This window comes from Acidimangrovimonas sediminis (assembly GCF_002871005.1).
Lineage (GTDB): Bacteria > Pseudomonadota > Alphaproteobacteria > Rhodobacterales > Rhodobacteraceae > Acidimangrovimonas > Acidimangrovimonas sediminis.
Genome location: NZ_PHSN01000005.1, coordinates 90,371 through 114,584, shown reverse-complemented (window position 1 = coordinate 114,584; position 24,214 = coordinate 90,371). Strand labels below are relative to the sequence as shown.

General features: G+C 69.5%; 22 protein-coding genes and 2 pseudogenes. 10 read left to right on the top strand and 14 right to left on the bottom strand.

The features are described from left to right. Positions 1–140: 140 nt before the first annotated feature. The 3 genes from CVV76_RS04930 to CVV76_RS04920 all read left to right on the top strand — a co-directional run bounded on the left by CVV76_RS04930 (position 141) and on the right by CVV76_RS04920 (position 3,131). A complete protein-coding gene (locus CVV76_RS04930; protein WP_102223530.1) occupies positions 141–1,382 on the top strand; it encodes a bifunctional alpha/beta hydrolase/OsmC family protein in 1,242 nt (413 codons plus the stop codon). 193 nt (positions 1,383–1,575) lie between these two features. Beyond that, complete coding sequence (locus CVV76_RS04925) at positions 1,576–2,370, top strand: 23S rRNA (adenine(2030)-N(6))-methyltransferase RlmJ (RefSeq protein WP_102223529.1); 795 nt, start codon at positions 1,576–1,578, stop codon at positions 2,368–2,370. Next, a complete protein-coding gene (locus CVV76_RS04920) occupies positions 2,367–3,131 on the top strand; it encodes a class I SAM-dependent methyltransferase (protein ID WP_102223528.1) in 765 nt (254 codons plus the stop codon). Before CVV76_RS04925 ends, CVV76_RS04920 begins: the two co-directional genes overlap by 4 nt. A 164-nt stretch (positions 3,132–3,295) precedes the next feature. On the opposite strand, the gene CVV76_RS04915 is transcribed toward CVV76_RS04920, so the two are convergent. The 3 genes from CVV76_RS04915 to CVV76_RS04905 form a co-directional block, all read right to left on the bottom strand. Next, positions 3,296–3,892 carry a biotin transporter BioY gene (locus CVV76_RS04915; protein ID WP_102223527.1) on the bottom strand — a complete coding sequence of 199 codons (597 nt, stop codon included), beginning with the start codon at positions 3,890–3,892 and terminating at the stop codon, positions 3,296–3,298. A 103-nt stretch (positions 3,893–3,995) separates the two neighbouring features. After that, positions 3,996–5,438 carry an MFS transporter gene (locus tag CVV76_RS04910; protein ID WP_102223526.1) on the bottom strand — a complete coding sequence of 481 codons (1,443 nt, stop codon included), beginning with the start codon at positions 5,436–5,438 and terminating at the stop codon, positions 3,996–3,998. Between the two features lie 426 nt (positions 5,439–5,864). Beyond that, the gene (locus CVV76_RS04905) at positions 5,865–6,272 is read right to left on the bottom strand and encodes a DUF6314 family protein (protein WP_408607874.1); all 408 of its coding nucleotides are present in this window, start codon (positions 6,270–6,272) and stop codon (positions 5,865–5,867) included. Between the two features lie 98 nt (positions 6,273–6,370). On the opposite strand from CVV76_RS04905, the gene purB reads away from it, so the two are divergent. From purB to CVV76_RS04895, 3 genes are all read left to right on the top strand, one after another. Next, complete coding sequence (gene purB / locus CVV76_RS04900) at positions 6,371–7,678, top strand: adenylosuccinate lyase (protein WP_102223524.1); 1,308 nt, start codon at positions 6,371–6,373, stop codon at positions 7,676–7,678. Between the two features lie 226 nt (positions 7,679–7,904). Then, a complete protein-coding gene (locus tag CVV76_RS24900; RefSeq protein WP_158243097.1) occupies positions 7,905–8,063 on the top strand; it encodes a hypothetical protein in 159 nt (52 codons plus the stop codon). A gap of 78 nt (positions 8,064–8,141) precedes the next feature. Next, positions 8,142–9,197, top strand: a complete 1,056-nt coding sequence (locus tag CVV76_RS04895) for a flagellar motor switch protein FliG (protein ID WP_102223523.1) — start codon at positions 8,142–8,144, stop codon at positions 9,195–9,197. Here CVV76_RS04895 and CVV76_RS25335 read toward each other — a convergent pair whose 3' ends face one another. The 5 genes and pseudogenes from CVV76_RS25335 to CVV76_RS04875 form a co-directional block, all read right to left on the bottom strand. Continuing rightward, positions 9,198–9,629, bottom strand: a complete 432-nt coding sequence (locus CVV76_RS25335; RefSeq protein ID WP_269844481.1) for an NAD-binding protein — start codon at positions 9,627–9,629, stop codon at positions 9,198–9,200. It abuts the gene before it with no gap. A 6-nt stretch (positions 9,630–9,635) separates the two neighbouring features. Beyond that, positions 9,636–10,097 (bottom strand): annotated as a pseudogene (locus CVV76_RS25330) (NAD(P)-dependent oxidoreductase); the annotation flags it as partial. 31 nt (positions 10,098–10,128) lie between these two features. Then, positions 10,129–11,621 (bottom strand): annotated as a pseudogene (locus CVV76_RS04885) (trimethylamine methyltransferase family protein). A 171-nt stretch (positions 11,622–11,792) separates the two neighbouring features. Next, the gene (locus tag CVV76_RS04880) at positions 11,793–12,644 is read right to left on the bottom strand and encodes a glycine cleavage T C-terminal barrel domain-containing protein (RefSeq protein WP_102223522.1); all 852 of its coding nucleotides are present in this window, start codon (positions 12,642–12,644) and stop codon (positions 11,793–11,795) included. Further along, complete coding sequence (locus tag CVV76_RS04875) at positions 12,580–12,930, bottom strand: NAD(P)/FAD-dependent oxidoreductase (RefSeq protein WP_332888533.1); 351 nt, start codon at positions 12,928–12,930, stop codon at positions 12,580–12,582. The genes CVV76_RS04880 and CVV76_RS04875 overlap by 65 nt, the downstream gene beginning before the upstream one ends. 312 nt (positions 12,931–13,242) lie before the next feature. On the opposite strand from CVV76_RS04875, the gene CVV76_RS04870 reads away from it, so the two are divergent. Next, positions 13,243–13,947 carry a hypothetical protein gene (locus CVV76_RS04870; protein ID WP_146010244.1) on the top strand — a complete coding sequence of 235 codons (705 nt, stop codon included), beginning with the start codon at positions 13,243–13,245 and terminating at the stop codon, positions 13,945–13,947. Here CVV76_RS04870 and CVV76_RS04865 read toward each other — a convergent pair. Together CVV76_RS04865 and CVV76_RS04860 are read right to left on the bottom strand one after the other, a co-directional pair. Then, a complete protein-coding gene (locus tag CVV76_RS04865) occupies positions 13,944–14,651 on the bottom strand; it encodes a GntR family transcriptional regulator (RefSeq protein ID WP_102223519.1) in 708 nt (235 codons plus the stop codon). The two genes, CVV76_RS04870 and CVV76_RS04865, sit on opposite strands and share 4 nt — an antisense overlap. Beyond that, positions 14,648–16,012: a formimidoylglutamate deiminase gene (locus tag CVV76_RS04860; protein ID WP_102223518.1), complete on the bottom strand. Its 1,365-nt coding sequence runs from the start codon at positions 16,010–16,012 to the stop codon at positions 14,648–14,650. Before CVV76_RS04860 ends, CVV76_RS04865 begins: the two co-directional genes overlap by 4 nt. Positions 16,013–16,081: 69 nt before the next feature. On the opposite strand from CVV76_RS04860, the gene hutI reads away from it, so the two are divergent. The 3 genes from hutI (at position 16,082) to hutU (ending at position 20,582) form a co-directional block, all read left to right on the top strand. Continuing rightward, a complete protein-coding gene (gene hutI / locus CVV76_RS04855) occupies positions 16,082–17,278 on the top strand; it encodes an imidazolonepropionase (protein ID WP_102223517.1) in 1,197 nt (398 codons plus the stop codon). Next, entirely contained in the window at positions 17,268–18,803 is a 1,536-nt protein-coding gene (gene hutH, locus CVV76_RS04850; RefSeq protein ID WP_102223516.1) for a histidine ammonia-lyase, read from the top strand. Before hutI ends, hutH begins: the two co-directional genes overlap by 11 nt. A 69-nt stretch (positions 18,804–18,872) precedes the next feature. Further along, positions 18,873–20,582 (top strand): urocanate hydratase, encoded by a 1,710-nt coding sequence (gene hutU, locus CVV76_RS04845; RefSeq protein ID WP_102223515.1) that lies wholly within the window; start codon positions 18,873–18,875, stop codon positions 20,580–20,582. A 104-nt stretch (positions 20,583–20,686) separates the two neighbouring features. On the opposite strand, the gene CVV76_RS04840 is transcribed toward hutU, so the two are convergent. The 4 genes from CVV76_RS04840 to CVV76_RS04825 all read right to left on the bottom strand — a co-directional run bounded on the left by CVV76_RS04840 (position 20,687) and on the right by CVV76_RS04825 (position 24,212). After that, on the bottom strand, positions 20,687–21,595 hold the full coding sequence (locus CVV76_RS04840) for an NAD(P)-dependent oxidoreductase (protein ID WP_102223514.1): 909 nt from the start codon (positions 21,593–21,595) through the stop codon (positions 20,687–20,689). Between the two features lie 90 nt (positions 21,596–21,685). Beyond that, positions 21,686–22,411, bottom strand: coding sequence for a peptidase (locus CVV76_RS04835; protein ID WP_102223513.1), 726 nt, complete (start codon positions 22,409–22,411; stop codon positions 21,686–21,688). 32 nt (positions 22,412–22,443) lie between these two features. Further along, entirely contained in the window at positions 22,444–23,259 is an 816-nt protein-coding gene (locus tag CVV76_RS04830) for a transglutaminase family protein (RefSeq protein ID WP_102223512.1), read from the bottom strand. Then, the gene (locus tag CVV76_RS04825) at positions 23,256–24,212 is read right to left on the bottom strand and encodes an alpha-E domain-containing protein (RefSeq protein WP_102223511.1); all 957 of its coding nucleotides are present in this window, start codon (positions 24,210–24,212) and stop codon (positions 23,256–23,258) included. The genes CVV76_RS04830 and CVV76_RS04825 overlap by 4 nt, the downstream gene beginning before the upstream one ends. Positions 24,213–24,214: the final 2 nt, after the last annotated feature.

The window sequence follows — 24,214 nt, the reverse complement described above, 5'->3', positions numbered from 1 at the left end:
TCCTTCCTACCCGGACGACAGGCCGGTTGACAGGCGGTCCGGCAGGTCTTCATCTAACTCACCTTGTCGTCAGATGGGCACACAAAGCTTGCCCGGTGCGCCGCTTTCGCGGCACGTTCGCGGCAGAGGGGACGAAAAAGATGCCGACCGAGAAGATGATCTTTTCGGGCCACGCGGGCGATCGCCTCGCCGCGCGGCTCGACCTGCCCGAGGGGCCGCATCTTGCGACCGCGCTGTTCGCGCATTGCTTCACCTGCGGCAAGGACATCCTGGCGGCGCGGCGCATCGCCCGGCGCCTTGCGGCGATGGGGATCGCGGTGCTGCGGTTCGACGTCACCGGCCTCGGCCATTCTGGCGGCGAGTTCGAGAACGCCACCTTCACCTCGAACGTCGAAGACCTGGTCGCCGCGGCCGGGGCGCTTGCCGACCGGGACATGCCCCCGGCCCTGCTGATCGGACATTCACTTGGCGGGGCGGCGGCGATCCGCGCGGCCCGGTCGATTCCCTCGGCCAAGGCGGTGGCGGTGCTGGGCGCCCCCTACGACCCCGGCCACGTGGCGCGCAACTTCGCGGGCGCGCTGGAACGCATCGACGCCGAGGGCTGGGCCGAGGTCACGCTGGCCGGGCGCAAGTTCCGCATCGGGCGCGATTTCATCGAGGATGTCTGCGGCGACGCGATCACCGCCGACCTCGGCCATCTCAAGCGCGCGCTGCTGGTGATGCACGCGCCCGAGGACGAGGTCGTGGGGATCGAGAATGCCACGCGGATCTTCATCGCCGCGAAACATCCCAAGAGCTTCGTCACCCTCGACAAGGCCGATCACCTGATCAGCGACGGGGCGGATGCCGAATATGCCGCCGGGGTGATCGCGGCCTGGGCCTCGCGCTATCTCGACCTCAGGCCCCCAGCGCCGCCGCCCGGCGCGCCCGAGGGTGTGACCCGGGTGTCCGAGGCCGATCCGCGCGGCTTCCTGCAGGACATCAGCGCGGGCGCCGTGCACCATGCCCTGGCGGACGAGCCCAAGGCCTATGGCGGGACGAACCGTGGGATGTCGCCCTACCAGTTCCTGGCCGCGGGGCTGGGTGCCTGCACCTCGATGACGATACGGATGTATGCGCGGCGCAAGGGCTGGCCGCTGGCCCATGTCCGGGTCGACGTGACCCATGACAAGGTTCATGCGCAGGATTGCATTCATTGCACCGAGGACGACAAGCTCGACCGGTTCACCCGGGTGATCACCCTCGACGGGCCGCTCGACGCCGAGCAGCGCGGGCGGCTGATCGAGATCGCCGACCGTTGCCCGGTGCACCGCACCCTGTCGCGCGGCGCGAAGATCGAGACCCGGCTGACCGGAGCGACGCCGGCCCTCACGGCGGACTAGGAGAGCCTTCGCCCGGCGCTGGCGGGGGGTGGAGGCGTCGCTTGCGTATTTGCAGAACAATGAAAGGGGAATGTCCCCGGGAGTGTTGACGGGGATATCTGGATCGGCGGGGACAGGGCGGGATGTCGGCGCGCGCTTGCCAATCCGGACCGCCCCGCCTATGCCGCGGGGGCAATACGGCGCGGGAGGACCGATGCTTTCCTACCAGCATATCTATCACGCCGGGAACATGGCCGATGTGCACAAGCACGCGCTGCTGGCCTGGACGATCGCCTATCTGACGCGGAAGCCCAAGCCGCTGAGCTATCTCGAGACGCATTCGGGGCGCGGTCTCTACCGGCTCACGGCCGAGGAGGCGCGCAAGACCGGCGAGGCGGCGCAGGGCATCGCCGTGGCCGAGGCCCGGGGCTGGTTTCCTCCCGATCACCCCTATGCCAGGGCGCTGGCCGGAACCCGGGCGCGCCACGGCGCGGATGCCTATCCCGGCTCCCCCCTCGTCGCGGCCCTCGGGCTTCGGTTCGAGGACAACCTGACGCTGGCCGAGCTGCATCCGCAGGAGCACGCCGCGCTGGAGGCGACAATGTCGGACTTTCCCGCCCGGGTGATCCGTCAGGACGGCGCCGAGATGGCGCTGTCGCTGACCCCGCCCGAGCCGCGGCGGGGCCTGATGCTGGTCGACCCCAGCTACGAGGTGAAGGACGATTACGCCACGCTGCCGAAGATGCTGGCCCAGGTGCACCGCAAGTGGAACGTGGGTATCCTGATGCTGTGGTATCCACTGTTGACCAGCCGCGCACATCTGCCGATGCTGGCGGCATTGAAACAGGCCTTTCCCGGGGCGCTGCGCCACGAGGTGGGCTTTCCCCCGGCGCGGCCCGGCCATGGCATGACCGGCTCTGGGATGTTCGTGGTCAACCCGCCCTTCGGCCTCGATGCCGAGGCGCGGCGTCTCAGCGCCCTCTTCGCCGGATTGAAAGGACCCCCATGACCGACCTGCACCATGCCGCCGCAACGGGCTATGCCGCCGCCTCCGACACCTATGCCCGGGGCCGCCCCGGCTATCCGCCCGAGCTGGAGGCGTGGCTGTTGGGCCGCATGGCGCTGGGGCCCGGAATGCGGGTGGTCGAGCTTGGCGCCGGCACCGGCAAGTTCACCCGGCTGCTGGCCGGGACCGGCGCCGAGGTCACCGCGGTCGAGCCGGTGGCGGAGATGCGCGACACCCTCGCTGCCGCCCTCCCCGGGGTCACGGTGCAGGGCGGGACCGCCGACGAGACCGGCCTCGCACGCGGGGCCGCCGATGTGGTGATCTGCGCCCAGGCCTTCCACTGGTTCGCCACGACCGAGGCGCTGGACGAGATCGCCCGCATCCTGCGCCAGGGTGGCAGCCTGGGCCTCGTGTGGAACATCCGCGACGAAACCACGCCTTGGGTGGCCGAGCTTACCCGCATCATGACCCCATACGAGGGCGACGCCCCGCGGTTTCATACCGGCGCCTGGCGCAAGGTCTTTCCGCATCCCGAATTCGGCGCGATGCACGAGGCCTATTCGACCCACACCCACGACGGCAGCTTCGAGGACGTGGTGCTGAACCGCGTGATGTCGGTCAGCTTCATCGCCGCCCTGCCGCCCGAGACCCGCGCGACGGTCCGCGACGAGATCCTCGCGCTCCGGCGCGACTTCGCCGAGCTTCAGGGCGCCACGGTGCGCTTTCCCTACCGCACCCTCGCCGTCTCGCTCTCACGCCGCTGACGGACGCGCGCCCCTCTTCATCTTGGCGAAAATACTCCCGGGGGGCCAAGGGGAGCGGCGCCCCCCTGCCTTGCCCATCCCGGGGCGCCGCCGCCAAGGCAAAAGGCGCGCCCCGGGGGACGCGCCTTTCGAATTCGATCCTGTCGAATGCCGTCGGGGCGGGATCAGCCGCGGGCGCGGCCGACCAGGCGCCAGGCGGCCGGGAACAGCAGCGCCGCCAGCGCGACCTTGGCAACCTCGAACGGCAGGAAGTTCACCAGCCCGTATTGCAGCACCCAGGCCGCGCCCTTGTCGGCGAACAGCACCGCCATCCAGGCCAGGCCGAAGCCGTAGATCAGCGCCAGGCCGATCGCCATCGACAGCGCCATGGTACCGAAGGACCGGTCCCAGCCGCGGCGCGCCAGAACGCCCATGACGCCCGCCGCAGCGGCAAAGCCCACGAGGTAGCCGCCGGTCGCGCCCAGCATGTAGCCAAGGCCCGCGCCCTGCCCGGTGAAGACGCCAAAGCCCAGTGCGCCGAGCGCGAGGTAGCCCAGCATCGACAGGAGGCCCAGGCGCATGCCATAGGCCGCGCCGATGGTCAGCACGACGAAGGTCTGCATCGTGGCATTCACCGGCCACATCGGCACCCGGATCTTGGCCGCCACGATCATCGCGGCGACGCCGCCGGCGACCAGCGCCACCTGCTTGAGGCGCAGCGCGGAACCCTCGGCGGGCAGCAGTTTCTCGGCAAGTACCTTGTGGGAAGCGGCAAGCGCCATCTCGCGTCTCCTTCGCGGTTGCGTTTTCAAGCGTTGTGCCCCGGATCGGGGCGCCGCGCAAGGGTCTCGCCCCGGCAGCCGGCCCCCTCCCCGGTCGTCCGCCTCAGGGAGAGACCTCATGCAGGTGCCGGTTGCGGGTGTGCAGGGTGAACTGCACCAGCACCGCGGCCACCACGAGGAAGCCCGAGACCAGCATCAGCGCGCCCAGCACGCTCATCCGCGGCAGGAGCGGGGCGATCACCATGATCCCGAACCCGCCGCCGAGGTGCCCGATCCCGTCGACCAACGCGAACCCGGTGGAATGTGCCCGCGTCGGGAACATCTCGGCCGTCAGCGCATAGGTCGGCGAAACCCAGAGGTTGAACCCCGCGAAAACCAGGATCGACCCCGCGAAGGCCATGCCGACATGCACCCCCGCCACCGCGATCAGCCCGGCCCCCGCCAGCGTCACCACCGCGCCCACCGGCAGCCAGTAGCGCCGCTCCATCCGCTCGACGATCCACGACATGATCACCGCCTCGGCAATGAATCCCAGCGTCCCGACCGCCGCGATCACGCCGGCCTCGGGCGGCGGGTAATGCAGCGAGGTCAGCACCGAGGTGAAGCCTGCGGCGAAGCCGTAGACGGTGATGTAGCCGATGAACCATACGCCCAGCAGCAGGATCAGCCGGCGCAGGTAGAGCGGGTTGCCGAAGAGGTCGCGGAACGGCGTCGCCGACATCCGGGGAATCTCGTCGGGCATCGCGGCCGTGTCCGGCTCGGCCAGCGGGCCCTTCAGGGCGGCGCGGGTCTCCATCCCGGTGACGACCGCGTGGGCCTCGTCCAGACGGTCGGCCTGGATCAGCCATTGCGCCGATTCCGGCAGCTTCACCCGCATCAGGATGGCCACGCCCGCAAGGATCGCGCCGACCCCGTACATCCAGCGCCAGCCCGCGGCAAAGCCCTCTCCGCCGATCGCGAAGGGCAGGCCCATGGGCCAGGGCGCGGCGGGCGTCGTCAGGAACAGGCCCAGCCAGATCCCGAGGAAGGCCCCCAGCGCCGACATGATGAAGATCACCGTGGCGAATCGCGCCCGCGCGCGGCGCGGAGCGACCTCGTTGATATAGGTGTTGACGATGGCGAGGTCGGCGCCGATCCCCACCCCGGTCACGACGCGCGACATGACGAAATGCGCATATGTCGGCGCCAGCGCGGTATAGAGCGACCCGAGCCCCGTGATCAGCATGGTGATCATCAGCATGTTGCGCCGCCCGATCCGGTCGGCCACGGGGCTGAGCGCCAGCGTTCCCACGACATAGCCCGCGAGGTTCAGCAGCACCGGCAGGCCGATCCAGTTGACCGTGCTTTCCGGCGTGCAGCCCGGCACCAGCTGCGTGCAGGTCTGGATGAACGACACGTTGATGTCGAAGATGTCGTAGAAGGTGAACAGGAACCCCAGGCCGATGATCCCCAGGAAGGCCGGTGCCATCGACCAGACCTGCAAGCGATCCAGCCGCGCCCTCAGGTGCCGGGCCGTATGCCGGCCGTCCGTCGCAATGTCGCGCATGTTCTCCCCCCATATGTCATGGCCGCCGCGGCGGCCTCCTCCGGGGGTGACGGTAGCGTTCAGAAAATTCGTTGCACATGAAACAATCGCGCACGGGACCTCACGTTGGCGAGAGGCCCTGAGGCTGTAGTGCTGGCAGGAGCGATGAGGGCAGCGCCGCCCCCGGTGGGCGCCAGCCCGTCGCCCCATGGCCGGTGGATTACCTGGTCACCTTCCGCCAACGACTGCGCGCGCGACAACCTCGCCATGCCCCCTGGGGGCAAGGATCGGGCGCGGCTCGGGGCTGTCGGATGGCAGACCTAGCCCGGTGTCGTGGAGGACGCGGGTCGCGTCGTCACGAGGATGGGGAGCGACGGGCAGGCTTTCCCCGGAGCGCCCGCCTGCCGGAACCTGAACGCAGCCCCCGAACGCTCACCTCGCGCATCCTCAGGCGCGCAGGTAAAGGCTCTCCATCCGGTAATCCTTGCGCGGACCGCGCACCTCCCAGACCGCGCGCCAGACGGGCCAGTCCGAGAAGTCGTAGCGCACGGCATAGGCGTCGGGCGCACAATCGTGAAACGCCGCCGGGGCGGTCTCGCCCGGATCGAAGGTGTGGAACGGGCGGCCGTCGGCAAAGCTGAGCGCGATCCGCCCCGCCTCGGCCCGCCAGAAGTAGCGCCGCGTGGCGACCATGGCGGGCGCGTTGCCCAGCGTCAGCCTCCCTTCCTCGTCATAGACCAGCGCGCCGGGCCCGTCGGGCGCCAGCACCGCGCGGCCCTCGAACCGCCCGGCCTGCCCGGCCAGCCGATCCTCGATCGACCGGTCGATCCGCCACACCCCCTCGAACTCCGCCAATCCCCGCATTTCCACCCTGCAGCCCGCTGCCCTGTTGCCCCTGCGTCCGCCCCAGTCTAGAAGTCGCCGCGCGCGTCCGCAAACCATGAGAGGCCCCCATGATCCCGCGTTACTCCCGCCCCGAGATGGTCGCCATCTGGTCGCCCGAGACCAAGTTCCGCATCTGGTACGAGATCGAGGCCCATGCCTGCGACGCCCAGGCCGCCCTCGGCGTGATCCCGAAGGAAAGCGCCGAGGCCGTCTGGAAGGCCAAGGACGTGGAATTCGACGTCGCCCGCATCGACGAGATCGAGGCAGTGACGAAACATGACGTCATCGCCTTCCTCACGCACCTGTCCGAACACATCGGATCGACCGAAGCGCGTTTCGTACACCAGGGGATGACCTCGTCCGACGTTCTGGACACCACCCTGAACGTGCAGCTGGTGCGCGCGGCCGACATCCTTCTGGCCGACATGGACAAGCTGCTGGCCGCGCTGAAGAAACGCGCGCTGGAACACAAAAACACGGTGCGCATCGGCCGCTCCCACGGGATCCACGCCGAACCCACCACCATGGGCCTGACCTTCGCGCGCTTCTACGCCGAGATGGACCGCAACAAGACCCGGCTGGAACGCGCCCGCGACGAGGTCGCCACCGGCGCGATCTCGGGCGCGGTCGGCACCTTCGCCAACATCGACCCGTCGGTCGAGGAGCACGTCTGCGCCAAGATGGGCCTGCGCCCCGAACCGATCTCGACCCAGGTGATCCCGCGCGACCGCCACGCGATGTTCTTCGCCACGCTGGGCGTCATCGCCTCGTCGATCGAGAACGTCGCGACCGAGATCCGCCACATGCAGCGCACCGAGGTTCTGGAGGGCGAGGAGTTCTTCTCGCCGGGCCAGAAGGGTTCGTCGGCCATGCCGCACAAGCGCAACCCGGTGCTGACCGAGAACCTGACGGGTCTGGCGCGGCTCGTGCGCTCCGCCGTGGTGCCGGCGCTGGAGAACGTGGCGCTCTGGCATGAGCGCGACATCTCGCATTCCTCGGTCGAGCGCGGGATCGGCCCTGATGCGACCGTGACGCTCGACTTCGCGCTGAATCGGCTGGCGGGGGTCGTCGAGAAGATGGTGATCTATCCCGACAACATGCTGGCCAACATGAACAAGTTCAAAGGCCTGGTGATGTCGCAGCGGGTTCTGCTGGCGCTGACGCAGGCGGGCGTGAGCCGCGAAGACGCCTACCGGCTGGTGCAGCGCAACGCGATGAAGGTCTGGGAACAGGGCCGCGATTTCAAGGAAGAACTCCTGGCCGATGCCGAGGTGACGGCGGCGCTCAGCCCCGCCGAGATCGAGGAGAAGTTCGACCTCGGCTACCACACCAAGCACGTCGACACGATCTTCGCCCGGGTCTTCGGCAAGGACTGACGTCCTTCTTTCCGGCCTGACTGCGCGGACACACGGCGGGCGCCCTCTTCGGGCGCTCCGCGTCTCATCGGCCGCGTCCGTCCCCCGACGCGCAGCGAAGCGCACAAGGAGGCCCCAGCGGAAGGAGGCCCCGGCGGGTGGCAGGAAACCGCCCCCGCACCAGCGCTGCCTTGCCGCGACTCACGTTTCCGTGTTCTCATCTCCCCACCGACCAGAGAGGGAGACGATGATGAAGCTTTCCGCGCTGATCCTCGCGGCCCTGATGGGCCTCGGCGCCCTCGCCACACCAGCGTTCGCCTGCGAACGCCACGAGGCGAGCGCCTGCGCTGATGGCCAAAGCTGGGATGCCGCGGCCGATGCCTGCGTGCCGAAGATCGGCAGCTGACGCGCCACGGCCCGAACCGATCCCGGTAAGGCCGATTTAACCCACGCCTGCGATCCTCCCGCCGACACAGCCCGGAGGATGACCGTGACCCAGGCGCTTGCCCAGTTGACCCTCGACTCCGCCAGCCGCGGGGGCGCCGTTCTGACACGGCGGCAAAAGGCTGCCGTGATCGTGCGCCTCCTCCTTGCCGAGGGCGCGCCCCTGCCGCTCGCCTCGCTGCCCGACGAGGTGCAGACCGCACTGACCGAACAGATCGGCGCGATGCGCTCGGTCGACCGGCTGACCCTCGGCGCCGTGGTGACAGAGTTCCTGGACGCGGTCGAGGGGATCGGCCTGTCCTTCCCCGGCGGGCTGGAGGGCGCTCTGACCATGCTAGACGGACATCTGAGCGAGTCTGCCGCGACGCGCCTGCGTCGTCTCGCCGGCCCGGGGATGGCCGGGGATCCGTGGGAAAAGATCGCGGCGCTGCCGTCCGAGGCGCTGCTGTCGGTGATCGAGGAGGAAAGCATCGAGGTGGGGGCCGTCCTCCTCTCGAAGCTGCCGGTGCCGCGGGCTGCCGATCTTCTGGGCCAGCTGCCCGGCGACCGCGCGCGGCGTGTGGCCTATGCCATGTCGCTCACCGGCAACGTCGACCCCGACACCGTGCGCCGCATCGGCCTGGCGCTGGCCAGCCAGCTGGACGCGCGGCCGGCCAAGGCCTTCGCCGACGGCCCGGTGGAAAGGGTCGGTGCGATCCTCAACATCTCGCCCGCCGCGACCCGGGACGAGGTGTTGCAAGGCCTCGACCAGGATGACCGCCATTTCGCCGAGGAGGTGCGCAAGACCATCTTCACCTTCGCCCACCTCCCTGCCCGGGTGGAACCGCGCGACGTGCCCAAGATCCTGCGCGAGGTGGAGCAGGGCCTTCTCGTTACCGCGCTGGCCGCCGCCACGACCGACGAACTGGCCGCCGCCGCCTCTTTCATCCTCGACAACATTTCCCAGCGCATGGCGAACGGCCTGAAGGAAGAGGTCGCGGCCCGCGGCAAGGTGAAGGAAAAGGACGGGGAGGAGGCGATGACCGCGGTGATCACGGCCGTGCGCGATCTCGAGGCGAAGGGCGAGATCGCGCTGATCGACCCGACCGAGGCGTGATCACGTCAGCCGTGCCGGAAATCCTTCGGCCCGCAGCTCGGTCCACGTTAGATCCTCGAGCAGCCGGACGATCCGCGTCGACTGGGCCGTCCCGCCATAGGCTGTGCGGCCCCTGACGAAGGTCTGCTGCACGATGCCCGCCAGGTCCAGCGGCACGCCCAGTTCCCGCCCGAACCCCAAGGCAAAGCCCAGATCCTTGAGCGCGAGATCCATCGAGAACCCCACGTCATAGCTGCCGTTCAGGATCAGCTGCCCCTCGGTCTCATGCACGAAGCTCGACCCCGACGAGGCCGCGATCGCCGCCCAGGCTTGCGCCAGGTCCTGCCCGCCGCGCCGGGCCAGCATCAGCGCCTCGCCATCCGCGACCAAGTGGATGAAGGAAAGCATGTTGGTGATCACCTTGATCAGCGCGGCCGACCCAAGCGGCCCCATGTGAAAGATCCGGCCCCCCATCGCCTCCAGCGCCGGGCGATGCGCCCCGACCAGCGCCGTGCCGCCGCCGGCCAGAACCGTGATCTCGCCCCGCGCGGCCAAGTGCACGCCTCCGGTCACCGGGCATTCCAGCACCACGACCCCGGCGCCCGTGGCCCGCGCCGCAAGACGCAGGATCTCCTCGCGCCCAAGCGTCAACGCCTCGATCCATGTCGCGCCCTGCGCCATCGCGGGCAGCATCGCCTAGAGCACCGCCTTCGACACCTTGGGCGAAGGCAGGCAGGTGATCACCGCCTCCACCCATGCCGCCACCTCCGCCGGACCCGCGCCGCGTTCGGCCCCGGCGGCCACCAGCCGGTCAACGGCCCCAAGATCGAGGTCATGCACCACCACCCCGAACCCCGCCCGCAACAGGCTTGCCGCCAGCGCGCCGCCCAGCTCCCCCAACCCGATGAACCCGTATTTCATGCCGCTCTCCCTGTCCCTCAAGCCCCCCGGCTCAGGCCTCGAAGTGAATGCGCCAGCCCGCGCGCACCGCCGCATCCACCTCGGGCGACAGGGTACAGCCCGCCCGCTCGAGGATCGCATCGCGCCGCTGCGCAGCCCCGGCCAGCAGATCGGGCCGCCCCGCTTCGTCCCATTCCTTCGGGCTCATCCGGTTGCCGACCGCGGGATAGACGTAATCGCGCTGCATCCGGTCCAGCGTCTGGGGATGGCCGAGGTAATGCCCCGGCGCGCCCAGGCAAACCTCGCGCATCGTCTCGATCCCCACGCTGTCCTCGGTCACCTCGATGCCGCGCACCGCACGCAGGGCCTGGCCCAGCACATCGTCACCCAACACCATCCCCTCGAAGCTGAACCCCAGCAGAGAGGCCTGCATCCCCACCGCCTCATAGACGAGGTTCAGCCCCGAAAGCCCTGCCATCACGGTATTTATCCCGGTTTCCCACCCCGCCTGCATGTCCGGCGGCTTGGCATCCGACATCCCCGCGGCGGCGGCACCGGGCAGCCCGTAGTGGCGGTGCATCTGGGCGCAGCCCGCGGTCAGCTGCGCCTGTTCCGCCGACCCGCCCGACATCGCACCGGTGCGCAGGTCGCTGACAAAGGGCCAGGTGCCGAAGATCGCCGGATGCCCCGGCGCCATCGCGTTGACATAGACGACACCGGCCGGACATTCCGCCACCGCCTGCACGATCGCGGCGGCGATCGGAGCCGGCGCGGTCGCCCCCGCCTGTTCCGCCGACAACAAAAGAACCGGCATCCCGGCCCGCACGCTGGCCTCCATCGTGCGACAGCTTTCCTCGGCGAATCTCATCGGCGGCACGACGAAACAATTGGAATTGCTGACGAAGGCCCGCGCGCGCCAGGCTGCCTCGCCCTCCCCCGGACAAGGTGGATCAGGTCCAGGCGACCCGCCACGTTGACCGGATCGGAAAACGAGGTGCCGACATGCTTGGTCGTGCCCGAAAGACAGGCGTAGAGCGTGTTCACGTCCATCTCGTAAGGGTCGGCGATGTCCCGGCAGACCATGGGGCGCTGAAAGAAATGCACGTTGTCGAGATGCTGGGCCAGCTTGGCCGCGGTATAAAGATCGGCCGCGGTCGATTCGCTGTAGCTCCGGGTCTCAAGATCCACCACATGCACCGCCGCCACCGCCGTACCGTAATGCACCCGCGCATCGCCCAGCTGCAGGTCATGCGCCGCATCGCGGCCATGCAGGGTGGTCCCCCGCGCCGCCACCGCCTGCATCTCCTCGACCAGCATTCGCGGGAACCGGATCCGCCCATCCTCGCCCAGCTCCGCCCCGGCACCGGTCAGGATCTCGATCCCCGAGGGGGGCGCATTGGCCAGCCCGATCTCCGAAAGCGCCGGCAACGCCGTCTCGTGAATGCGCGCCACGCAGGCATCGCTCAGCGGCCTGTACTGGCCGCCCCGCAGACCGGGCCGGATCGGCCGCAGATCCTCGGCCAGTGGCGCCTGCCGCAGCGCCATCCGCGCAGCACGCCCCCCAGCACGGGCCCCAGCACGGGCCCCACTCCGCGCCGCCCGGCCCGCCGTCACCGGCACATATCCTTGCTCGACACGTTCCATTCCCACATCCTTTCTTTCTTGTGGAAATACTCCCCGGGGGTCCGGGGGTGGGAAACCCCCGGTCCCGCCCTCTCAGCCCCGCAACCGCGCGTTCAGCGGGTCCCAGGCCGGGCTCTCCAGCACCTCCGCCGGATAGCGCCGCCCGAAGATCTCGACCTCCAGCGCCGTGCCCGGTTCGACCAGATCCGCCCGCACCATCCCCAGCGCCAGCGGGGCCCCCACCCGGTGCCCCCAGCCGCCCGAGGTCGTCTCGCCGACCACCCTGTCGCCGCGCCACAGCCTCGACATGTAGGGCGCGTCCTCCTCGCCGGCCGCGACGCGCAAGATGGCGAAGCGCTTCACCGGGCCCGCCGCCCGCTCGGCCAGCAGCGCGTCACGCTCGCGAAACGCGCCCTTCCCGAAGTCGATGACCCGGCCCAGCCCGGCCTGCAGCGCGGTGTAATCGGTCGACAGATCGCCCTTCCACGTCCGGTAGCCCTTAGCCGCAGGGCGTCCAGCGCGAACATGCCGAAGGGCCGCAGCCCCAGCGGGCGCCCCGCCTTCATCAGCGCCGCGCACACCCCGGGCATGTCGGCTAGCCGGGCATGCACCACCCACCCCAGCTCTCTGGCGAAGGAGACGCGCATCAGGATCACCTCGGCCCCCGCCAGGCTGGGCCGCTTGCCAGCTCAGCCGCGGCAGCGCCAGGTCGGCAGACGTCACCCCCGCCAGCACCGACCGCGCGGCGGGGCCGGTGACGATCTGGCACGACCACGCCTCGGTCTCCTCCACCAGCGTCAGCCCCGGGGAGAGGTGGTCGCGCAGCCAGTCGCCGTCATACGCCTGGGCGGCGGTCGCGGTGATCAGCCAGAACGCGTCCTCATCGGAGCGGCACCGCGCGGCCGAACATTCGCCCCACCTCGCGCGCGTAATAGCCGGCGGCATTCACCACCACCGCGCAGCGGACCGTGCCTTTCGCGGTCTCGACCACCCAATCGCCGCCCTCCCGTCGCACCCCCGTCACCGGGCAGAAGCGTTCGATCCGCGCGCCCATGTCGCGCGCGCCCTTGGCCAGCGCCTGTGTCAGCTGCGCCGGGTCTGGACCGAAAGCCTGCGCGCCATGGATCCGACCGGCGAGGCGGCGGTGACCCTGCGGATCGCCATGCAGCACGACCTTGCCGCCCCCCATATCGGCGATTGGGTGAGCGAGTTCCGCCGCGCGCTGCCGCAGGCCGCGTTCTACGTGAAGCTGGATTTTTCCACCCTGATCTGCACCGGAATCGCCGACTGCTGGGGATCGTGCGGCGCAACCTTGCGGGAGAGGGCTGAGGGTACGGCAAAGGCGTCAGCGGCGGCGCCCGGCCCGGGCCCGCGCCCCTGGCGGGCGCGCTGTCACCCCTGTGTGATGCGCGTTCGCCTGAGGGACGTGGCGGGGATAGAGCGCCGCCATCCAAAGGATGGGATGCGCCAAGGGCCGGCGCAGGCCCTCCCCCCCCTCGACACGCCGCATCACATGCGCTTTCATGAATGCGGAGGCATCTTCATGCACGACCTGCCCGATATCACCGGCGACGCGCGGGATTTCTTCCGCAAGGGCTTTCGGCCCGAGTACGAGCTGACCTGGCGCATCACCGGCATCCACGGCGAGCTCGGCTTCGCCGGCAAGTTCGTCCAGCGCGCGCCGGGACAGGACGACAGCCCCCTGAACCCCTTGGGCGCCATGACCACGGCGGAATTCGGCGGCGTCACCTTTTTCTGCTCTCACATGAAGATAGATGGCCAATATGCTGCAATCTCGGGAGTTTTGGCCGAAACCTGGCGCCTTATGGTCGCGGGCTATGAAACCGACGTGCGGCATCGGCGCCTTGACGGGTCGGTGGGCGATTTCCACCTCTGGGCGCGCGAGATGCTGCGCACCGGGCAATTGCCGCGCTCGGGCCTGCTCCATGCCCGGGCCGCCCCCACGCCGCACCGCCTGCGCGCCGTGCTGACCGAGGCTGACATTCCCGCCCTGATCGCGCTGCTTGAGACACGCGCGACCGGCATGTGGGAGATCCACGACAACCCCGCGACCGGATCGCCCGGCTACATCACCCATGTCGAACTTACCGACGAAGAGGACGCGGCCCTGCTGGAAGCCGAGCTTGGCGCCGCCATCTGTGGCTGCAACTGGTTCTACCTTGGGCGCGCACCGATCGCCGCGGGCGGCCCCGCGCCTGCCGGTGGCCCCGCGCCAGCCTTCGGCTAGAGCACGGTCCGCAGCCGGTAGCCCGGCCCGTAGGCCAGCCGCACCAGCGTCACCGGCACTTCGCCGGCCCAGGTCGTGCGCTCGATCACGAAGACCGGCGCGCCTTTGGGCACGTCCAGCTGAAGCGCTTCACCCTCGCTGGCGGGTTCGGCGGAAAAGGCAATGTCGCCATAGGTATAGGCCACGTTCTTCACCAGCCATTCGTTGATGCTGAGCGCGGGTTCCGAAGGATCGAATCCCGCGGGCAACGGCGCGGGGTTGAGCCAGCGATCCTCGTAAAGGAACGGCCGCCCGTCGGCCAGATGCAGCGTCGTGACATGCCACATCCGGCTACCCGGCGCGAGGCCGAGCCGGGCAAGCACCGGCGGCGGCGGCACCACCAGCGCGCAGCCAGTCAGATGGAAAGCGTAGCACTGGCCCCGCCCCTCGACCTCCAGCCGCGTCACCGGGATCTCGACCACCGCGCGGCGCACCGGATGCGTGGCCACCCGCGTGCCGGCCTTGCGGCGACGCTCCACCACGCCCTGCAGCGCCAGTTCGCGCAGCGCCCGGTTCACCGTGGCCCGCGCGACACCAAACTCCTCGGCCAGCTCCGCCTCGGGGGGGATCACCGCGCCGGGCGCCCATTCGCGCCGGTCGATCCGGCGCAGCACCTCGGCACGGATCGCCTCCCACCCCTTCGGGCCCGCCCCGGGCGTGGTCACAGCCGGTCCCCCAGCGCTGCCATCACCCGGCGATAGCGCCCGGCGATGGTGTCGTGATGCCGATGCCGCCCCTCGGAAACCACATGCCGCCCGGCGGCCCAGGTATCGGTCACGAACCGGTCGTCGCCCGCGAAGATCCATGCATCGAGGATCCCATCGCCCTGGCGCGCGATCAGGTCGGTCTGGGCCGCATCCAGCGCGACGAGGTCGGCCCACATCCCCGGCGCGATGGCGCCCGAGGCCCGCCCCGCCGCCTGCGCGCCGCCCGCGACCGCCCCCTCGTAAAGCACCCGCCCGGTGGAGCGGTCCGGCGTCGCCAGCACCGCTCTCCCCCGGTCGCGCAGCCGCTGGGAATATTCCAGCTGCCGCAGTTCCTCGGACAGCGAAATCCGGATGTTGCTGTCCGATCCGATGCCGAACCGTCCGCCCTTGTCGAGATAGCGCACCCCGTCGAAGATCCCGTCGCCAAGGTTCGCCTCGGTGATCGGGCACAGCCCCGCGACCGCGCCGGTGGCGGCCAGCGCGTGGGTCTCCGCCGGCTCCATCTGCGTGCAATGGATCAGGCACCAGCGCGGGTCCACCGCGTGGTTGGCCAACAGCCATTCCGACGGGCGTGCGCCATAGGCCTCTGAAATCTCGTCAACTTCCGCCACCTGCTCGGCCAGATGCATGTGGATGGGCAGGTCAGGTGCCAGCCCCGCCACCTCGGCCAGCCCCGCGCGACTCACCGCCCTGAGGGAATGGGGCGCGACCCCGATCGTGGCATCCCCAAGCCCCGTGACGGCCTGTTTCGCCCCCTCCCATAGACCTGCGAAGCGGGCCGGGTCGTTGCCGAAACGCACCTGCCCCGGCCCCAGCGCCCGCCCGTCGCAGCCGCCCTGCTGGTAAAGCACTGGCAGCAACGTCAGCCCGATCCCCGTCTCCGCCGCCGCCGCCGCGACCCGCACCGACATCTCGGCCAGATTGTCATGCGGCGCGCCTCCGGGACGGTGGTGCAGATAATGAAATTCGGCCACCCCGGCATAGCCCGCCTCCAGCATCTCCATCTGCACGAAGGCGGTGATCGCCTCGACATCCTCCGGCGTCAGCTGGTCGAGGAAGCGGAACATCAGCCGCCGCCAGGTCCAGAACGTGTCGCGCGGGTCGGGGCCGCGCCGCTCTGTCATGCCGGCCATCGCGCGCTGGAAGGCATGCGAATGCAGGTTCACCGGCGCCGGCAGCACGATGCCCCGGTGCAGACCCTGCGGCGCCGCGCCCGGCGTGACCTCGACAATCCGCCCGCCCCGCAGGCCGATCGCCACATTGTCCGCCCAGCCGCCGGGCAAGAGCGCCTTCTCGGCAAAGATCACGTTCCCGGTCATGTCCCGTCCTTGACAGCGATTAATATGTACAGACATATTATCGAAAAGCATGATCATAAGGCAAGCACGATGACGATGATTCTCGACAACCTGCGGCTCGCGACGATGCTTTCGGGCGGCGCACCCTATGGCCTGATCGACGGCGCCGCGGTGGCGATCGAAGGTGACCGGATCGCCTGGGCCGGCCCCTCCGCCGAGGCGCCGGAGGGCGAGCGGATGGACATGGGCGGCCGCCTCGTCACGCCGGCGCTGATCGACTGTCACACCCACGTGGTCTTCGGCGGTCAACGCGCGCGCGAGTTCGAGATGCGGCTGAACGGCGCCTCCTACGAAGAGGTCGCGAAGGCCGGGGGCGGCATCGTCTCGACCGTCGCGGCCACCCGTGCGGCAAGCGAGGACGCGCTGGTCGCGCAGGCCCTTCCGCGGGTCGACCAGATGCTTGCCGAAGGGGTCGGCACGATCGAGGTGAAATCAGGCTACGGCCTTGATATCGAAACCGAACTTCGCATGCTGCGCGCCGCCCGCCGGATCGGCTCCGAGCGGGCGATAAGCGTGGTCACCACCTTCCTCGGCGCCCATGCGACCCCGCCCGAATACAAGGGCCGCGACGATGAATTCCTTGCCGAACAGGTGATCCCTGCGCTCCGCGCGGCCCATGCCGAAGGGCTGGTCGATGCCGTCGACGGCTTTTGCGAGGGCATCGCCTTTTCACCCGCGCAGATCGAGACGGTCTTCGCCGAGGCAAGCGCCCTCGGCCTGCCGGTGAAGCTCCATGCCGAGCAGCTGTCCAACCTTGGCGGCGCGGCGATGGCGGCCCGGCACGGCGCGCTCTCGGCCGATCACCTCGAATATCTCGACGCCGAGGGGGCCGCCGCCATGGCCACCGCGGGCACAGTCGCGGTGATCCTGCCCGGCGCTTTCTATACCCTGCGCGAGACGCAGCTGCCGCCGATCGACGCGCTCCGCGCGGCGGGCACCGAGATGGCCGTGGCCACCGATTGCAACCCGGGCACGGCGCCCATGACCTCGCTCTGCCTCGCCATGAACATGGCCTGCACCCTGTTCCGCATGACGCCGGAAGAGGCGCTGGCCGGCACCACCCGCATCGCCGCCCGCGCGCTCGGCCTTTCCGACCGCGGCGTGATCGCCCCCGGCCTCCGCGCCGACCTCGCCGTGTGGGAGGCCCGCGAACCGGCTGAGCTCGCCTATCGCGTCGGCCCCACCCCCTTGCACAAACGCATCATCGGAGGCACGCTTGTCGCCTGAAACCCTCGCGCCTGGCGCCACGTCACTTTCACAATTGGAACAAATCTGGCGCACTGACGCTCCGGCACAGCTTGACCGCGCCTGCAAGCCCGCGGTCGAAGCGGCCCAGGCGCAGATCGCCGCCGCCGCGGCCGGCTCTGCCCCGGTCTACGGCGTAAACACCGGCTTCGGCAAGCTCGCCAGCCTCAAGATCGCCCCGCAAGACACAGAAACTCTTCAAAGAAACCTGATCCTCTCTCATTGCTGCGGGGTCGGCGAGGCCTGCCCCACAGCAATCACCCGTCTGATGATGACGTTGAAGCTCCTCAGCCTCGGCCGCGGCGCCTCGGGTGTGCGCTGGGAGGTGATCGAGCTGATCGAGGGGATGCTGGCGGCCGGCGTTACCCCAGTTGTCCCGGCCCAGGGCTCGGTCGGCGCCTCGGGCGATCTCGCCCCGCTCGCCCATATGACCGCAGTGATGATCGGCGCGGGCGAGGCGGAGATCGGGGGCCGGGTCCTCCCCGGCGCCGAGGCCCTCGCCACGGCAGGCCTCACCCCGATCACGCTCGGCCCGAAGGAAGGCCTCGCGCTGATCAACGGCACGCAATTCTCCACCGCCTGGGCGCTGGCCGGCCTGTTCTCGGCCTGGCGCGCGGCAGAATCGTCGCTGGTCACATCGGCGCTGTCGACCGACGCGATCATGGGCTCCACCGCCCCGCTTCAGCCCGAGATCCACAGCCTCCGCGGCCATGCCGGCCAGATCGAGGCGGCAGCATCGATGCGCGCCCTTCTCGACGGTTCCGAAATCCGCGAAAGCCACCGGATCGGCGACACCCGCGTGCAGGATCCCTACTGCATCCGCTGCCAACCGCAGGTGCTGGGCGCGGCGATCGACGTCCTGCGCCAGGCCGCCCGCACGCTGGAGATCGAGGCGAACGCCGCCACCGACAACCCGCTCGTCCTCTCAGAGGCCGGCCTCATCGTCTCGGGCGGCAATTTCCACGCCGAACCCGTGGGCTTTGCCGCCGACATGATCGCCCTCGCCGTGGCCGAGATCGGCGCCATCGCGCAGCGACGCGTGGCGCTCATGGTCGATCCCACGCTCAGCCACGACCTGCCGCCATTTCTCACCCCCGCGCCCGGCCTCAACTCAGGCCTGATGATCGCCGAGGTGACCACCGCGGCGCTGATGAGCGAGAACAAGCACCTCGCCACCCCTACGGTCACCGACTCCACCCCCACCAGCGCCAATCAGGAAGACCACGTCAGCATGGCCGCCCACGGCGCCCGGCGCCTGACGAAGATGGTCGGAAACCTGAACAGCATCCTGGGCGTCGAGGCGATCTGTGCCGCGCAGGGCATCGACTTCCGCGCCCCGCTCACGACGTCCACGCCGCTTCAGGCCGCGATCGCCCGCCTCCGCGACGACATCGCCCCCCTCCGGGAAGACCGCTACCTCGCCCCCGACCTCGCCGCGGCCGCAAAGCTGATCGAGATCGGCGCGCTGACCGAGGCCACCGAAACCTCGCTTCCCCTTCTTTCTTGACCAAATACTCCACGGGGGTCCGGGGGTGTGAAACCCCCGGCGCTCTCCGCCCCACCGAAAGGCCCGATCATGAGCACCAAATCCGCCGGCCCCCGCCACAACCTACGCGATGTCTTTCCCGCCACCGGCACCGACATCACTGCCAAGTCCTGGCTGACCGAGGCGCCGATGCGCATGCTGATGAACAACCTCCACCCCGACGTGGCCGAGAATCCGCACGAGCTGGTGGTCTACGGCGGCATCGGCCGTGCCGCCCGCACGTGGGAGGATTTCGACCGCATCGTCGCCTCGCTCAAGTCGCTCGAAGAGGACGAGACCCTCCTCGTGCAATCCGGCAAGCCGGTGGGCATCTTCCGCACTCACCGCGATGCCCCCCGGGTGCTGATCGCCAACTCCAACCTCGTGCCGCACTGGGCCACCTGGGACCATTTCAACGAGCTCGACAAGAAGGGCCTCGCCATGTACGGCCAGATGACCGCCGGGTCCTGGATCTACATCGGCACGCAAGGCATCGTGCAGGGCACCTATGAGACCTTCGCCGAGGCCGGCCGCCAGCATTACGGCGGCGACCTCACCGGCAAGTGGATCCTGACCGGCGGCCTCGGCGGCATGGGCGGCGCCCAGCCCCTGGCCGCGGTGATGGCGGGGGCCTGCTGCCTCGCCGTCGAATGCGACGAGACCCGGGCCGATTTCCGCATCCGCACCCGCTATTGCGACGCCAAGGCCCAGACGCTGGACGAGGCGCTGGCACTGATCGCCGAGTGGACGGCGAAGGGCGAGGCGAAATCCGTGGCCCTCATCGGCAACGCCGCCGATGTCTTCCCCGAGATCGTCGCGCGGATGAAGGCCGGCGCGCCGATGCCCAACGGCCGCCCCGACATCGTGACCGACCAGACCTCGGCCCACGATCCCCTGCACGGCTACCTGCCCAAGGGCTGGAGTGTCGCCGAATGGCGCGCCAAGCAGGAGAGCGAACCCAAGGCCGTGGAAAAGGCCGCCCGCGCCTCGATGCGCGACCACGTGGCCGCGATGGTGGATTTCTGGAACGCCGGGGTGCCGACGCTCGACTACGGCAACAACATCCGCCAGGTCGCGCAGGAAGAGGGGCTGGAAAACGCCTTTGCCTTCCCCGGCTTCGTCCCCGCCTACATCCGCCCGCTGTTCTGCCGCGGCGTGGGCCCCTTCCGCTGGGCCGCGCTGTCGGGCGACCCGGAAGATATCTACAAGACCGATCAGGCGATGAAGGAGCTCTTCCCCGAGAACGCCCACCTGCACCGCTGGCTCGACATGGCGCGGGAACGCATCGCCTTTCAGGGCCTGCCCGCGCGGATCTGCTGGATCGGCCTCGGCGACCGCCACCGCGCCGGGCTGAAGTTCAACGAGATGGTGCGGACGGGCGAGTTGAAGGCCCCGGTGGTGATCGGCCGCGACCACCTCGACAGCGGCTCCGTCGCCTCGCCCAACCGCGAGACGGAGGCGATGAAGGACGGCTCCGACGCGGTGTCGGACTGGCCGCTTCTGAACGCGCTCCTCAACACCGCCTCGGGCGCGACCTGGGTCTCGCTGCACCACGGCGGCGGCGTCGGCATGGGCTTCTCGCAGCATTCGGGCATGGTCGTGGTCTGCGACGGGTCCGAGGATGCCGACCGGCGGCTGGAGCGCGTGCTCTGGAACGACCCGGCCACCGGCGTGATGCGCCACGCCGACGCGGGCTATGACATCGCGAAGGACTGCGCCCGCGAACACGGGCTGAACCTGCCGGGGATCCTCGGGGCCTGACGCCGCCCCCGGGATCTGCGACGGCGCCGGGGGTTTCACCCCGGCCCCCCGTGGAGGACTTCTGCCAAGATGAAGGTCAGGGCGCTGCCTAACAGGCGCCGGGTCTACCGCAGTACGATCACGCAGGCCGGATCCAATTTCCCCGACAGCGCGTCGATCACGTTCTGCGCCGATTGCACCGCCATCTGCCGCATCGCCCCCTCGCTGATCCCCGCGGAATGCGGCGTGAGGATCAGGTTCGGCAAATCCATCAGCGGGCTTTCCACCGGCAAGGGCTCCACCTCGGTCACGTCGAGGCCCACGCCCCCAAGATGCCCCGCCCCGGTCAGCAGCGCCGCCTCGTCGACGATGCCGCCCCGCGCGACGTTCACGAGGAACGCCCCCGCGGGCAACGCCGCCAGTTCCCCGGCGCCGATCATGCCCCGGGTCTCCTCCGTCAGCGGACAGTGGAGCGAGAGGACGTCGGTCTCGGGCAGCGCCGCCATGAGATCGGGCGCGACGGCAAAGCCCTCCCCGGTCGCCTCTCCCCGCAGGGACCGCGACACCACCGACACCCGCATCCCCAGCGCCTGCGCCATGACGCCAAGCCGCCGCCCCGAGGCGCCGTACCCCACGATCAGCAGTCGCCGCCCGGCCAGGTCGACCACCGGCGCCACCCCGATGCCGCCGCACCCGGCCCGCGCCGCGCGCTCCATCGCGGGCGCCGACTTTGCCAGCATCAGCATCAGCATCAGGGCATGCTCGGCCACCGCCACCGCGTTGGCCCCCGGCGTGTTGGTGACCAACACCCCCGCCGCCCGGGCCGCCTCGAGGTCGACGTTGTCGACCCCGACCCCGTGCTTCGAGACATGCCCGAGGCGCCCACCGAAGGCCTCCGCCCCGACCCGGCCCGTGCGCACGATCACCGCATCCGCCTCGGCCATCGGCCCTTCGCGCACGATCTCCAGCCCCGCGTCACGCAACAGCGCCTCGCCGGCCGCATGGATCGGCTGATGGATCAACACTCGGACCATGCCGGGCCCTCCCTTTCTTCTGAGCGAAAATATCCCGGGGGGGTGCAGGGGGGCAGCGCCCCCGCCTCTGCCCCCACCGCCCGCGCGACCTCAGATCGCGATCCGGGTGAACCCGTCGCGCAGCGCCTGGCTCCAGGCGTCGCTCATCTCGCGAAACTGGTCGTCGCCCGCCTCGATCCGGCGCTGCGAGGTCACCCGCAGATCGTCGCGCGCGATCACCGTAAGGTCCAACGGCATGCCCACCGACAGGTTCGACCGCAGCGTCGAATCCATCGACAGCAGCACCGCCTTCTGTGCGTCCTGCAAAGTGGTCTCCATCGTCACCACCCGGTCGAGGATCGGCTTGCCGTACTTGTGCTCGCCGATCTGCAGGTAGGGCGTGTCCTCGGTCGCCTCGATGAAGTTGCCTTCCGGATAGATCAGGAACATCCGGGGGCCGCCGCCCTTCCTTTGCCCCGCGACGATCATCGAGGCGGCGGTCGACACCTTCGCCGCGCTCATCTTCGCCTCGATGTCCTGGCGCACCGAGGCCAGCGTGTTGCCGATCATCTCGGCCACCTTGAGCATGGTCGGGGCCTTCATGATCGAGGTGTTGTGATCCGCGTCCGGGTCGTCGATCGCATCGCGCAGAAGCGCGATCGCGGTCTGGGTGACCGACAGGCTGCCGGCGGTCAGGATCGTGATCACCCGCTCTCCCGGCGCCTCGAACACGAAGGTCTTGCGATAGATCGAGATATTGTCGAGCCCCGCGTTGGTGCGGGTATCGGACAGAAGGACCATGCCTTCGTTGAGGAGGAGGCCGACGCAATAGGTCATGTGTCACGCACGCGTAAGAGAGTCGGACGACACTATTGTTGAACCGCCTGTATGGCAACTGTGACATCGAGGCTTTCGCCGCCCGTTCCGCGCGCGGTGCCCCGGATCGGGGCCGCGTCGCGCGCATCAAGCCCCGACCCGAGACGGATGTAGCGGTCGTCGGGGCAGCAGCGGTTGGCGGGGTCGAAGCCGACCCAGGCGCCCAGGCCGTCGACCCAGATCTCGGCCCAGGCATGCGCCGCCTCGTGCCGTGTCCCGGCATCGGCGGCCATCAGGTAGCCCGAGACGTAGCGGGCTGGCAGGCCTGTGCTGCGGGCCGCGGCGATCATCGCATGGGCATGGTCCTGGCACACCCCCTCGCCCAGCTCCAGCGCCTCGGCGGCGGTGGTGGCGGCATGGGTGGCGCCGGGACGGTAGAGAATGGCATCGGCCACCGCGCCCATCAGCCGGTGCGCCTGGTCGAGCGTGTCGGCCCCGCCCGAGACCGCCTCGCGGCCCAGCGTCTTCAGCGCCGAATCCGCGCGCGTCGCATCGGTGCGGCGCAGGTAGACGATGGGGGGAACCGTCTCGCGGTGGCCCCGCAGGACGCCCGCGCAATCCTCGGTCTCGACCTCCCCTTCCACATGCACGGTGATCTCGCTCACCGGGCCCGCGACGGAATAGCCCTGGATCCAGTCTCCCGCCCCGTCGCGGAAGCTGCCGCCCGGGATGCCGTCGGAGACCGAGACCTGCCAGCGCAGCGGCCGCTGCGTGGCAAAGCTGGCGGGGGTGAGCCTGTGGCTCTGCACCACGCCCCGCACCGGCACGTCGTAGCGGTAAAGGGTGGTATGGGTGACGCTGAGAATCATCGCATGTCCCCGCTGAGGTAAGTCTCGTGGACCATGCCGGCGAGCTGCGCGGTGTCGCCGACGAAGCGGGTGAGGAATTCGTGCAGCCCCTCGTCGAAGATCATGTCGGGGGTATGTGCCGCAAGGCCCTCGGTCATGCGGCGGGCATGGGCCTGGGCCTGGGTCGGGCGGTTGTAATCCTCGGCCAGCCGGTCGAGGTGGCCGACGATGCCGCCGGCGCATGTGATCAGCGACCGCGGGCAGCGCGGGTTGAGGATCAGGAAATCGGCGATCTTCTTGGCCGTCACCTCGCCGCCATAGGCCCAGTAGAAGGCCCGGTGCACCGAAAGCGCGCGCAGGAGCGTCGCCCATTGGTAATTGTCGAAGCCCGATCCGACGTATTCGATCTGCGGCAGGAGCACGTAGTATTTCACGTCCATCAGCCGGGCGGTGTTGTCCGCGCGTTCGATCAGGTAGCCGAGGTTGAGGAAATCCCAGCCGTCGTTGCGCAGGTGCGTCGTCTCGATCGTGCCCTTGACCATGGCGGCCTTGGCCGTGGTCCATTCCGCAAGCCGGGTGATGTCGATCTCGGACCGCGGCGTCCGCTCCAGCTGGCGCAGCTCCTGGAAGGCGGTGTTCAGCGCGTCCCACATCTGGACCGTCAGCGCGGTGCGCACGATCCGCGCGTTTTCCCGTGCGCGCTCGATGCAGGAGGCGATGGAGGACGGGTTGTCGTGGTCGAAGAAGAAATAGCTCTCGATGTTGCGCTGCACCGGGTCGCCGTATTTCCTGGCGAACCCCTCGGCCGTGCCCGAGGCATGCAACAGGCTGTCCCATTCGTTGCGGAACCCCTCGCCCCCCGAATTGGGCAGGAGGGAGATCCGTTCGCCCACCTGCAGCAGGCGCGCCATCGTCTCGGCCCGCTCCATGTAGCGGGCGATCCAGTAGAGGTTGTCTGCGGTCCGGCTCAGCATGT